Below are 11,564 nucleotides of genomic sequence, written 5' to 3' on the forward strand. Positions count from 1 at the left end.
GGCTTCGCCGCGCTTGCGATCGCTCGGCGGTGCAGCCCGCTCGCGTTCCTCACGCACCGTTGACCTCCAGCACGGTACGGCGCTCGTCGAGCCAGCCCTGCAGGATCGCCACCGCCGCCGCCTGGTCGATGACGCCGCGCTGGCCCTTGGCCCGAACACCGGCCTCGCGCAGCGACCGCTGCGCGCTGACGGTCGTCAGCCGCTCGTCGGCCAGCCGCACCGGGATCGGCGCGATCCGGCGGGCCAGCAGCTCGGCCAGGTCGATCGCGTCGCGGGCCGACGGGCCGGTGCGGTCGGCCAGCGTGCGGGGCAGCCCGACGATCACCTCGACCGCGTCCAGCTCGGCGACCAGCTCCGCCAGCCGGCGCACATGCCGGCCGGACCTGTCCCGGCGGACCGTCTCGAGCGGGGTGGCCAGGATGCCGTCGGGGTCGCTGGCGGCCACACCGATGCGCACGCTGCCGACGTCGACGCCCAGCCGCCGTCCGCGTCCGGGATCGTCTCCGCCGGGCCGGTCCGGCCGGCGGTGTTGCGAAGATTCCACTCAGCTGACCCGCGCTATCTCTGCCCGTACCGCGTCGAGCGCCGCCTCGATGCCCGACGGGTCCCTCCCTGAGCCCTGCGCGAGGTCGGGCTTGCCGCCGCCGCGCCCATCCACCGCCCCGGCCAGCTGCTTGACCAGGTCATTAGCCCGAAGGCCCAGCTCCTGGGCCGCAGGGTTGGCGGCGACCGCATACGGCACGGTGTCGCCGTCCCCCTCGGCGATCAACGCGACCACCGCGGGGTCGCTGCCGAGCTTGCCGCGGATGTCGCCGACCAGTGAGCGCAGGTCGCCGGCAGTCATCCCCGCCGACATGCGCTGCGCCACCACACGCACGTTACCGATGCGCTGGGCGCCGGCCGCCGCATTCGTCGCAGCGGCGCGGGCATTGGCCAGCCGAGCGCGTTCGAGTTCCTTCTCGGCCGCCTTGAGCCGCTCGACCAGATTGGCCACCCGGGCGGGCACCTCTTCCGACGGCACCTTCAGCGACGACGCCAGCCCCGCCATCAGCGCGCGCTCCTTGGCCAGGTGCTTGAACGACTCCAGCCCGACGTAGGCCTCGACCCGGCGCACCCCCGAGCCGACCGACGATTCGCCCAGGATCGTCACCGGCCCGATCTGCGCCGAGTTGTGCACGTGGGTGCCGCCGCACAGCTCCAGCGAGAACGGCCCGCCGATCTCAACGACCCGTACCTCGTCTGGGTAGCTCTCGCCGAACAGCGCCAACGCGCCCATCGCCTTGGCCTTCTCGAGCTGCTCGGTGAAGGTGTGCACCTCGAAGTCGGCCTGCACGGCCTGGTTGGTCACCTCTTCTATCTGGGTGCGCTGCTCCTCGGTCAGCGGGCCCTGCCAGTTGAAGTCGAAACGCAGATACCCGGGGCGGTTCAGCGACCCGGCCTGAACGGCGTTGGGGCCCAGCACTTGTCGCAGCGCGGCGTGCACCATGTGGGTGCCCGAGTGGCCCTGGGTGGCGCCCTTGCGCCAGCCGGGGTCGACGGCCGCGACGACGGTGTCGCCCTCGACGAATTCGCCGGACTCCACGTTGACCCGGTGCACCCAGAGGGTTTTCGCGATCTTCTGCACATCGGTGACCGCCGCCCGGGCGCTTTCCCCGGCACCGGTGCCGCTGATCGTTCCCACGTCGGCGACCTGCCCGCCGGATTCGGCGTACAACGGGGTGCGGTCGAGCACCAGCTCGACACGGTCGGCGGCGACCGCGTCGTCGTGTGCCACCACCGGCACCCGCCGGCCGTCGACGAAGATGCCCAAAATCCTTGCTTCAGAGGTCAATTCGTCGAAGCCGGTGAACTCCGTCGGCCCGGCGTCGACCAGCTCGCGGTAGGCGGAGAGGTCGGCGTGCGCGTGCTTGCGCGCGGCGGCGTCAGCCTTGGCGCGGCGGCGCTGCTCGGCCATCAACTCCCGGAAGCCGGCCTCGTCGACCTTCAGCCCCGCTTCGCCGGCCATCTCGAGGGTCAGCTCGATCGGGAAGCCGTAGGTGTCGTGCAGCGTGAACGCATCCGACCCGGACAGCACTGTCGCGCCTTTGGCCTTGGTGGCGCCGGCCACCTCCTCGAACAGCTTCGAACCCGACGCCAGCGTGCGGTTGAACGCGGTCTCCTCGGCGACGGCGATCCGGTTGATCCGCTCGAAGTCCGTCACCAGTTCGGGATACGACGGGCCCATCGCGTCGCGCACCGTCGCCATCAGCTCGCCGACGATCGGGCCGTCGATGTCGAGCAGCTTGGCCGAGCGGATCACCCGGCGCAGCAGCCGGCGCAGCACATAGCCGCGCCCGTCGTTGCCGGGGCTCACCCCGTCGCCGATCAGGATCGCGGCGGTACGGCTGTGGTCGGCGATGATCCGGTAACGCACGTCGTCGTCGTGATTGCCGACGTCGTATCCGCGCGGCGCTTTGGCGGCCACGGTGTCGATGACGGGGCGCAGCAGGTCGGTTTCGTAGACGTTGTGGACGCCCTGCAACAGCACCGCGACCCGCTCCACACCCATCCCGGTGTCAATGTTCTTGCGCGGCAACGGCCCCAGAATCGGATAGTCGTCCTTGGTGGTGCCCTCGCCGCGCTCGTTCTCCATGAACACGAGATTCCAGATCTCGATGTAGCGCTCTTCGCTGGCCAGCGGGCCGCCTTCCGGCCCGTATTCCGGGCCCCGGTCGTAGTAGATCTCCGACGACGGCCCGCACGGCCCGGGGATGCCCATCGACCAGTAGTTGTCGGCCATGCCACGACGCTGGATCCGCTCGGGCGGCAGGCCCGCCACTTCCTGCCACAGCTCGGCGGCCTCGTCGTCGTCCAAATAGACTGTGGCCCAAAGCTTTTCGGGATCAAACCCGTAACCGCCGTCGTCGATGGAGTTGGTCAGCAGCGTCCAGGCCAAGTCGATCGCGCCGCGTTTGAAGTAGTCGCCGAACGAGAAGTTGCCGGCCATTTGGAAAAACGTGTTATGCCGGGTGGTGACCCCGACCTCGTCGATATCCGGAGTGCGGATGCATTTCTGGATGCTGGTGGCCGTCGGGTACGGCGGGGTGCGCTGGCCGAGAAAGAACGGCACGAACTGCACCATGCCCGCATTGACGAACAGCAGGTTGGGGTCGTCGAGGATCACCGAGGCACTCGGCACCTCCGTGTGACCCGCTTTCACGAAATGATCGAGGAACCGCTTCCTGATCTCGTGTGTCTGCACGTTGTCGTCGCTGTCCTTCTAGCCAAATTTGATCGCACTACCTTACCGGTCTGCAGGATCAGCCCTTGACGAAGCTCAGCCGCACCGACCGCCGCGGATTGTCGCGGTTGAGGTCGACGAGCACCACGCTCTGCCAGGTGCCCAGCAGCGGTTCGCCGCCGGCCACGGGCACCGTCACCGACGGCGACACGATGGCCGGCAACACATGGTCGGCGCCGTGACCAGGCGAGCCATGTGCGTGCCGGTAACGGTCGTCACGCGGCAGCAGCCGCTCCAGCGTGTCGACGAGGTCGTCGTCGGAACCGGCGCCGGTCTCGATGATCGCCACCCCGGCCGTCGCGTGCGGGACGAACACATTGCACAGGCCATCGCTTCGCGAAGCGCAGAACGACCGCACCTCGTCGGTCAAATCGACGATCCGGCGACGCGCGGTGTCCACATCCAGCACATCGGTATCCATGTCATCCAGCCTACGGCGGGGGCCATGCAACCTGCTAATTCGTTGCAGTCACATCGGTTGTGGCCATTGCCACGCTCGGTGCAACGGAGGAAGGTAGTGAATGCACCGGTGGCGCCGCCGGGGCGCTGCCCCGAGAAATGAGGGGGTGGATCGTGTACGCACGCTCTACCACTATTCAGGCGCAACCCTCCTCGATCGACGCGGGAATTGCGCACATTCGCGATCAGGTAATGCCCGCGCTCCGGGAAATAGACGGATGCATCGGTGTGTCGCTGTTGGTTGACCGCGAGTCCGGCCGCTGCATCGCCACCAGCGCGTGGGAGAACGACGAGGCGATGCGCGCCAGCGCTGAGCGGGTGCAGCCCATCCGGGACCTGGCGGCCGACATGTTCGGCGGCATCGGCAGCCCGATGGTCGACGAGTGGGACATCGCGGTGTTGCACCGGGACCACCGGTCGCAGGACGGCACCTGCGCGCGGGTGACCTGGGTTCGCGGCGACCCGTCGCGGATGGACCAAAACATCTTGTACTACAAGACGTCGGTGCTGCCCGAGATGGAATCCCTCGAGGGATTCTGCAGCGCCAGTCTTTTGGTGGACCGTGCCTCGGGACGCGCCGTCTCGTGCGCGACGTTCGACAGCCGCGAAGCGATGGAGCGCAACAGACAGCGGGCAAGCGGCTTGAAGAACGAGAAGATCCGCGAAGCGGGCGTCGAGGAACTCGACGAGCACGAGTTCGAGCTTGCGCTGGCGCATCTGCGGGTGCCCGAGCTGGTGTGACGGCAGGCGACGTATTCACGCAAACCCGTTGCGACGCTTACCCCGTAGGAGGAAGGTAGGAAAAGGAGATCGCTAGGACCGGTGGCGCCACCGGGGCGCTGCCCCCGAGCAGGCTCGACCTGAGAAAGAGGGGTTTGAATCGTGTACGCGCGCTCTACCACGATCCAGGCGCGACGGTCGTGCATCGACGCCGGCATTGCGCATGTTCGTGACGTGGTCATGCCCGCTCTGCAGGAGTTGGACGGGTGCATGGGTTTGTCGCTGCTCGTCGACCGCGAGTCCGGCCGATGCATCGCCACCAGCTCGTGGGACTCGGAGAAGACAATGCACGCCAGTGGCGAGCAGGTCCGGCCGCTTCAGCAGCGGGCGGCGGAAGTGTTCGGAGGCGGTACGCCCACCGTCGACCGGTGGGAAATTGCGGTGCTGCACCGCGACCACCGCTCCGGCCCGGGCGCCTGCGTGCGCGCCACCTGGCTCAAGATCCGCCCCGAGCAGTTCGACAACGCCATCGGGTTCTACCGGGAGTCGGTGCTTCCCGCGATCGAGGAACTCGACGGTTTCTGCAGCGCCAGCCTGATGCTGGACCGGACGTCCTGCCGTGCGGTGTCGTCGTCGACGTTCGACAGCATGGAGGCGATGCAGCGCAACGGCGACCGGGCCCGCTCACTGCGCACCGGCCTGCTGCGGGACCTCGGTGCCGACCAGGTCGACGTCGGCGAGTTCGAGCTGGCGATCGCCCAGCTGCGGGTGCCCGAGCTGGTCTAGTTAGGGCAGCGCGTCGCCGGGAAATCCCCGGCAGGGGTGCACCTCGAAGGTGAACACCCCGGCCTGCACGCCGGGGTCGTCGTTCATCACCGCGGTGGTCTCGTCGACGCTGCCGGTGAACACGCCGACGCCGCACACGTCCGAGCCGTCGGTGACCGGCAACACCACCGGCAGCACCCCTTCGTGGCGAAGCGCGAAGTTGCGCCGACCGTGCTCCCAGATGATCGCCGGGGTGTCGTCGCCGCCGAAGTTGGGTCCCCGCTTGAGGATGACGACGCTGTAGGTCTTGGCGGCCGGCAGCAGGGCGTTCATCTCGTCGTCGGTGAAGGTCTTCATCCGCTTCCCCTGTCGATCAGCGCGGCGCGTGCCAGCGTCGCCTGCGCCATCTTGACATGGGCGGCGTCGACGAGCACACCGTTCACTCCCACCGCGCCCAGCCCGTCGGCCTCGCCGTCGCGGTAGGCGGCGACATTGCGTTCGGCCAGCGCGATCTCCTCCGGGGTCGGCGAATACACCCGGTTGGCAACGGGCACCTGACTCGGGTGAATCGCCCATTTGCCGGTGTATCCGAGCAGCGCGGCGCGGCGGGCGTCGCGCTCGTAGCCCTCGAGGTCGCGGTAGTCCGGGTAGGGCGCGTCGATCGCCTCGATGCCGGCGATCCGTGCGGCGACGAGCACCTTGGTGCGCGCGTAGTGCCAGAAGTCGCCGGGGTAGTCGCCGAGCGGGACGAAGTTGGTGTCCACTCGCGCGCCCTGCGACAGCGAGTAGTCGCCGACGCCGAAGATCAGCGCGTCCAGCCGGGTGCTGGCGGTGGCGATCTGCTCGGCGTTGGCCAGCCCCTCGACCTCCTCGATCAGCACCTCCAGGGCGATCGGGCGGCGTAACTCGAGCTTGGCCTCCAACTGGGTCAGCAGCACGTCAACCCACCAGACCTCGCGGGCGGTGCGCACCTTGGGGACGATGATCGTGTCGAGGTGCTCGCGGGCCTCGGTGACGACGTCGATGATGTCGTCGTGGCACCAGCGGGTGTCTAGGCCGTTGATCCGGATCGCCCTGACGGTGCGTCCCCAGTCGAGTTCGTTCAGTGCCGCAATGGCTTTGGCGCGCGCGGTCTCCTTGTGTGCGGGTGCCACGGCGTCTTCCAGGTCGAGGAACACCAGGTCGGCCTGCGATGCGGCGGCGTGGGCGAACATGTGGTCGTTGCTGGCGGGCACGGCCAGCTCGGAGCGGCGTAACAACATCGGCGGGTCTCCTCGGGTTTACAGCACGCCGCGCGCGTGCAGGTCGTCGATTTCGATGCGTGTCAGGCCCAGCAGCTCGCCGTACACCTCGGTGTTGTGTTCGCCGAGGCGCGGACCGAGCTGCTCGACACGGCCCGGAGTGTCCGAGAGCCGCGGTACCGGGGCTTGCACGGTCATGGCGCCGAGTTCGTCGTCGCTGACTTTGACGAACACCTCGCGGTGCGCCAGCTGCTCGTCGGCGACCAGGTCGGCGATGTCGTAAACCGGTGCGGCGGCAACGTTTTCGGCGTCGAGAATGGCCATGGCCTCGGCGAGCGTCTTGGTGGCCACCCAGTGGGCGACCACCCGGTCGACCTCGCGGGCCCGGGCCAGCCGCCGCTGCGGATCGGCGAAGTCGGCGTCCTCGACGAGGTCGGCGCGCCCGATCGCCCGAAACACTCGCAGCGCCAACGCCGGTGAGCTGCCCGACATCGCCAGCCAACGGCCGTCGGCGGTGCGATACGTATTGCGCGGCGCGGAGATGTCCCAGCGGTTGCCCGCGCGAGTCGGCACCAGCCCGAGCTGGTCGTAGCCGAGCAGCGTCTGCTCCAAGAGCCGCGCCAGCGGGTCGATCAGGTTGACGTCGATCAGTTGGCCGGGCGCGCCGTGCACGTCGCGGTGATAGAGGGCCAGCATCACCGCGTACGCGGCGTTCAGCGACGCCACCCCGTCGGCGAGCATGAACGGCGGCAGGGTGGGCGGCCCGCCGGGCTGGCCGGTGATGTGCGCGAAGCCGCTCATCGCCTCGCCGAGGGTGCCGAAGCCGGGCCGGTCGCTTTTCGGCCCGGACAGACCGTAGCCGGTGATGTGCAGCATGACGATGCGGTCGTTGACCGCGCGCAGCGCGTCGTAGTCCAGTCCCCAGGACCGCAGCGTCGACGGCCGGGTGTTGGCGATCACGACGTCGGCATGTTCGGTAAGGCGACGAAACAGTGCCTGCCCTTCCGCGACGCGCAGGTCGAGGGTGATCGCACGCTTGTTGCGTGACACCGACTTCCACATCAGCCCGACGCCGTCGCGCTGGTGGCCCCAGCCGCGGATCGGGTCGCCGTTGCCCGGCTGCTCGACCTTGATGACGTCGGCGCCGAATTCACCAAGGTAGGTGGCGGCGAGCGGCGCCGCCGCCAGAGTCGCCATGTCGAGAACCCGGATGCCGTCGAGCATCATGCGCCGACGCAGGCCGGCCGCGGCAGCCCCAGGTGGTCGCGCAGCGTCGCGCCGTCGTAGCAGGTGCGAAAAAGACCGCGCCGCTGCAACTCCGGCACCACCATCCGCACCACGTCTTCGAATGCACCGGGCAAATGCGTTGCGGCCAAGACGAATCCGTCGCAGGCCCCGCCGTGGACCCACTCCTCCATCTGGTCGGCGACCTGCACCCCGGTGCCGACGAACCGCGGCCCCTGCAAAAGGGTGGCGCGGTGACCGGCCAGGTCGCGCAGCGTGACCATGTCACCGCCGATGTGGGCGCGCAGGTTCTGCACCAAGCCGCGAATGCCGGACACCGAGGCAATGAGCTCGTCGGTGATCGGGTCGTCCAGATTGTGTTGGGAGAAGTCGTAGTTCATCAGCTCCGAGAGCAGGGTCAGCGACGCCATCGGATGCACTAGCTCGTTGAGGAAGACCTGCTCGCGGTGCTTGGCGTGATCCTCGGACTCCCCCACCACGGCGTAGGCCATCGGGCACAGCTTGACGGTGTCGGGGTCGCGGCCGGCGGCGGCAATGCGTTCCTTCTGGTCGGCGTAATGGCTGCGCGCCACCTCGATGCCGGGGTCGCCGGTGAAGATCAAATCCGCCCAGCGCGAAGCGAATTCGCGCCCCCTCCCGGACGAGCCGGCCTGGATGATCACCGGCCGGCCCTGCGGGCCGCGCGGCACGGTCAGCGGGCCGCGCACCGAGAAATATTCGCCGACGTGGCCGAGTTCGTGCACCTTGGCCGGATCGGCGTAGCGTCCTCCCGCACGGTCGTGCAGCAGGGCGCCGTCTTCCCAGGTGTCCCACAGTCCGACGACGGCGTCGAGAAATTCGTCGGCGCGGTCGTAGCGGGCGTCGTGGCCCAAATGTGCGTCCACGCCGAAGTTTTGGGCTTCGCTGTCGTTGACCGAGGTGACCACGTTCCATGCCGCGCGACCACCCGACAGGTGATCGAGGGTGGCGAAGGTGCGCGCCACGTGGAACGGCGGGTAGTAGGTGGTCGAGCAGGTGGCGCCCAGACCGATGCGTGAGGTGGCTTGCGCCAGCACGCCCAGGACGATGGACAGGTCCAGCTTCACCGGCCGGGCTCCGTAGCGCACCGCGTCGGCGACCGAGCCGCCGTAGATGCCGGGCATCGCCAGCCGGTCGTCGAAGAACATCAGGTCAAAGCAGCCCTCTTCGAGTTGCCGGCCGATCTTGGCGTAGTAGGACGCATCCAAGTAGCCGTGCTCGGTGGCCGGGTGACGCCACGAGCCCGCGTAGACCGAGGTATTGCCCGCTTGCATGAAGGCGACGAGCGCCATCTGTCGTGTGACCATGCCTTGTGTCTAACATTTGATATATCAGATTTCAAGTGTTAGATGCCCGAATGGCTTAAGGTCGTGGTCATGCCCAGCATCGACATCGCCGGCACGGTGCGTGAGCGCGCCGCCCGGGAACTGCGCGACCGCATCCTCACCGGCGCGCTGCCCGCCGGCACCCGGCTCGACCTGGACGCCATCACCGCCGAGTTCGCCACCAGCCGCACACCGGTTCGGGAGGCGCTGCTCGAGTTGTCTTACGACGGGCTGGTGCGGGTGGCTCCCCGCAGCGGCATCACGGTGATCGGGATCAGCCCCGACGACGTGCTCGACAGCTTCACCATCCTCGGCGTCCTGACTGGGCAAGCCGCAGCGTGGGCCGCGCAGCGGGTTACGGCGGACGGCATCGAGCGGCTGCGCGCGCTGGCTACCGACGTGGAATCGCATTCGGGCGAAGGCCGCATTGTCGACGCGAATTGGCGCTTTCACCGGGAGATCCACCGGGCCGCTCACTCGCAGCGGCTGATGGCGCAAATCCGGCAGGCCGTGCGGGTAGTGCCGTCGAACTTTCTGGCGGCCTTCCCCGAGCACGAGCATCACGCGTTGGAGGACCACCAGGCGCTGGTCGACGCGCTCGCCGACCGCGACGCCGAGCGCGCCCGGGACATCGCCGAGCGTCATGTGCTCGATGCCGGCCGCTCACTGGCCGACGCGCTGCAAGGCCGCTAGCGGCGCTTGCCGCGGATGATCGCCCGCAGTTTCTCCAGCCGCCCTGCGATTTCGCGTTCTGCCCCATGACTGGTGGGCCGATAGTAGTCCGCCCCGACCAGCTCATTGGGCGGATATTGTTGCGGCACAACACCATCGGGGTGGTCATGCGAGTATTGGTAACCCTGCGCGTTGCCCAACGCCGCGGCACCGGAATAGTGGCCGTCGCGCAGGTGTGCCGGGACCAGTCCGGCCTTGCCCGCCTTGATGTCGGCCATCGCCGCGCCCAGCGCGGTGGTCACCGCGTTCGACTTGGGTGCGGTGGCCAGGTGCACGGTGGCGTGCGCGAGCGTGAGTTGCGCTTCGGGCATGCCGATCAGCTGCACGGTCTGCGCCGCGGCCACGGCGGTCTGCAGCGCGGTGGGATCGGCCATGCCGATGTCCTCGCTGGCCAGGATCATCAGCCGGCGGGCGATGAACCGCGGGTCCTCGCCGGCGACCAGCATTCGGGCCAGGTAATGCAGCGCGGCGTCGACGTCGGAGCCGCGCACCGACTTGATGAACGCGCTGACCACGTCGTAGTGCTGGTCGCCGTCGCGGTCGTAGCGGACCGCGGCCTTGTCCAGTGACCGCTCGATGGCCTCCACGGTCACCGGGTCGGCCGCCTCGGCCGCCACCTCCAGCGCGGTCAGCGCGCGGCGGGCGTCGCCGGCGGCCAGCTGCACCAGCAGGTCGACGGCGTCGGGGTCGACCTGCACCCGCCCGTTCAGTCCTCGCGGATCCTCGATGGCGCGCTGCACGACGGCGCGGATGTCGTCGGCGCTCAGCGGATGCAGCTGCAGGATCAGCGACCGCGACAGCAGCGGCGCCACCACCGAGAATGACGGGTTCTCCGTCGTCGCGGCCACCAGCAGCACCACCCGGTTCTCCACCGCGGACAGCAGTGCGTCCTGCTGGGTCTTGGAGAATCGGTGCACCTCGTCGATGAACAGCACGGTCTGCTCGCCGTAAGCGGCGCCGTGACGGGCCTTTTCTATGACGGCCCGGACCTCCTTGACGCCGGCCGACAGCGCCGACAACGCCTCGAACCGCCGCCCGGTGGCCTGTGAGATCAGCGCGGCCAGCGTCGTCTTGCCGCTGCCCGGCGGCCCGTAGAGGATGACCGACGCCACGCCGGAGCCCTCGACCAGGCGGCGCAGCGGCGAGCCGGGTTGCAGCAGGTGGTCCTGCCCGACCACCTCGTCGAGCGTGGCCGGGCGCATCCGTACCGCCAGCGGCGCAGGGGCCGACTCGCCGTGGCCCATCGCGGTGGGCGTGGCGGGGACGTCGAACAGACCGTCGGACACGGTTTCAGGCATACCACGGCGGTACCGATGAGAACTGCGCGCCGATCTGGTCTGCACATCGACACCCGTCATGAGGAGAGGAAGAACCGTGTCCAAATCAGCCAGCCGCGTGGCCGGCATCGTGATCACCGCATTGCTCGCGATATTTCTGGCGTTCGACTGCATCACCAAGATCGTCGGTGTCGAAGCCAGCCGCGAGGGAACCGCCGAGCTCGGGTTTCCGGTCGAACAGACCGCGGTGATCGGGTGGGTCCTGCTGGCCTGCCTGGTGGTGTTTCTCATTCCGCGTACGGCAGTGCTCGGCGCGATCGGCATCACCGCCTACCTCGGTGGCGCGGTGACGGCCAACATGCGCGCCGAAAAGCCCGTCGCCACCTTCGTGCTGTCGGCGGTCTACGTCGGCGTGCTGCTCTGGCTCGGACTGGTCCTGCGCCGGCCTGAGCTGTTGCGCATCCTCGGCCTGCGGGGACGAGCAGACTGACGGCGCGTTTCC

The 11,564-nt window shown here is 68.7% G+C and carries 12 protein-coding genes; 4 read left to right on the forward strand and 8 right to left on the reverse strand.

Translation table 11 applies throughout. From position 1 onward, the window contains the following. Nucleotides 1–49 precede the first annotated feature (49 nt). From ruvX to G6N47_RS21795, 3 genes are read right to left on the reverse strand one after another with little or no spacing between them, the layout of a single operon-like run. Nucleotides 50–544, reverse strand: coding sequence for a Holliday junction resolvase RuvX (gene ruvX / locus G6N47_RS21785; protein ID WP_083133457.1), 495 nt, complete (start codon nucleotides 542–544; stop codon nucleotides 50–52). Beyond that, entirely contained in the window at nucleotides 545–3,241 is a 2,697-nt protein-coding gene (alaS, locus tag G6N47_RS21790) for an alanine--tRNA ligase (RefSeq protein ID WP_083133456.1), read from the reverse strand. Nucleotides 3,242–3,299: 58 nt separating this feature from the next. After that, nucleotides 3,300–3,689, reverse strand: coding sequence for a secondary thiamine-phosphate synthase enzyme YjbQ (locus G6N47_RS21795; protein ID WP_179966465.1), 390 nt, complete (start codon nucleotides 3,687–3,689; stop codon nucleotides 3,300–3,302). Between the two features lie 164 nt (nucleotides 3,690–3,853). Between G6N47_RS21795 and G6N47_RS21800 the strand changes: the two genes are divergently transcribed. Then, the gene (locus tag G6N47_RS21800; protein ID WP_083133454.1) at nucleotides 3,854–4,480 is read left to right on the forward strand and encodes an antibiotic biosynthesis monooxygenase; all 627 of its coding nucleotides are present in this window, start codon (nucleotides 3,854–3,856) and stop codon (nucleotides 4,478–4,480) included. A gap of 141 nt (nucleotides 4,481–4,621) precedes the next feature. Next, nucleotides 4,622–5,245: a hypothetical protein gene (locus G6N47_RS21805; RefSeq protein ID WP_083133453.1), complete on the forward strand. Its 624-nt coding sequence runs from the start codon at nucleotides 4,622–4,624 to the stop codon at nucleotides 5,243–5,245. Here the strand turns inward: G6N47_RS21805 and G6N47_RS21810 are convergent, their stop codons facing one another. From G6N47_RS21810 to G6N47_RS21825, 4 genes are read right to left on the reverse strand one after another with little or no spacing between them, the layout of a single operon-like run. After that, entirely contained in the window at nucleotides 5,246–5,581 is a 336-nt protein-coding gene (locus G6N47_RS21810) for a hypothetical protein (RefSeq protein WP_083133452.1), read from the reverse strand. Beyond that, nucleotides 5,578–6,486, reverse strand: coding sequence for an HpcH/HpaI aldolase/citrate lyase family protein (locus G6N47_RS21815; RefSeq protein ID WP_083133451.1), 909 nt, complete (start codon nucleotides 6,484–6,486; stop codon nucleotides 5,578–5,580). The genes G6N47_RS21810 and G6N47_RS21815 overlap by 4 nt, the downstream gene beginning before the upstream one ends. Nucleotides 6,487–6,504: 18 nt before the next feature. Continuing rightward, entirely contained in the window at nucleotides 6,505–7,689 is a 1,185-nt protein-coding gene (locus G6N47_RS21820) for a CaiB/BaiF CoA transferase family protein (protein WP_083133510.1), read from the reverse strand. After that, nucleotides 7,689–9,035, reverse strand: a complete 1,347-nt coding sequence (locus G6N47_RS21825; RefSeq protein ID WP_083133450.1) for an LLM class flavin-dependent oxidoreductase — start codon at nucleotides 9,033–9,035, stop codon at nucleotides 7,689–7,691. Before G6N47_RS21825 ends, G6N47_RS21820 begins: the two co-directional genes overlap by 1 nt. Before the next feature lie 69 nt (nucleotides 9,036–9,104). On the opposite strand from G6N47_RS21825, the gene G6N47_RS21830 reads away from it, so the two are divergent. Beyond that, nucleotides 9,105–9,746 carry a GntR family transcriptional regulator gene (locus G6N47_RS21830; protein WP_083133509.1) on the forward strand — a complete coding sequence of 214 codons (642 nt, stop codon included), beginning with the start codon at nucleotides 9,105–9,107 and terminating at the stop codon, nucleotides 9,744–9,746. Here G6N47_RS21830 and G6N47_RS21835 read toward each other — a convergent pair. Continuing rightward, entirely contained in the window at nucleotides 9,743–11,083 is a 1,341-nt protein-coding gene (locus tag G6N47_RS21835; protein ID WP_139799640.1) for a replication-associated recombination protein A, read from the reverse strand. The genes G6N47_RS21830 and G6N47_RS21835 overlap by 4 nt on opposite strands. Nucleotides 11,084–11,141: 58 nt before the next feature. Here G6N47_RS21835 and G6N47_RS21840 point away from each other — a divergent pair, with 58 nt between their 5' ends. Further along, the gene (locus G6N47_RS21840; RefSeq protein ID WP_083133449.1) at nucleotides 11,142–11,552 is read left to right on the forward strand and encodes a DoxX family protein; all 411 of its coding nucleotides are present in this window, start codon (nucleotides 11,142–11,144) and stop codon (nucleotides 11,550–11,552) included. The last annotated feature ends 12 nt before the right edge of the window (nucleotides 11,553–11,564 follow it).

The sequence above is a fragment of the Mycobacterium branderi genome, assembly GCF_010728725.1.
Taxonomy (GTDB): Bacteria; Actinomycetota; Actinomycetes; order Mycobacteriales; family Mycobacteriaceae; genus Mycobacterium; species Mycobacterium branderi.

What these genes read in the sequence shown, in the direction of transcription:
- G6N47_RS21810 (WP_083133452.1), bottom strand. Translation starts at nt 5,581, where the DNA reads ATGAAGACCTTCACCGACGACGAGATGAACGCCCTGCTGCCGGCCGCC.
- G6N47_RS21815 (WP_083133451.1), bottom strand. Translation starts at nt 6,486, where the DNA reads ATGTTGTTACGCCGCTCCGAGCTGGCCGTGCCCGCCAGCAACGACCAC.
- G6N47_RS21820 (WP_083133510.1), bottom strand. Translation starts at nt 7,689, where the DNA reads ATGCTCGACGGCATCCGGGTTCTCGACATGGCGACTCTGGCGGCGGCG.
- G6N47_RS21825 (WP_083133450.1), bottom strand. Translation starts at nt 9,035, where the DNA reads ATGGTCACACGACAGATGGCGCTCGTCGCCTTCATGCAAGCGGGCAAT.
- G6N47_RS21830 (WP_083133509.1), top strand. Translation starts at nt 9,105, where the DNA reads ATGCCCAGCATCGACATCGCCGGCACGGTGCGTGAGCGCGCCGCCCGG.
- G6N47_RS21835 (WP_139799640.1), bottom strand. Translation starts at nt 11,083, where the DNA reads ATGCCTGAAACCGTGTCCGACGGTCTGTTCGACGTCCCCGCCACGCCC.
- G6N47_RS21840 (WP_083133449.1), top strand. Translation starts at nt 11,142, where the DNA reads ATGAGGAGAGGAAGAACCGTGTCCAAATCAGCCAGCCGCGTGGCCGGC.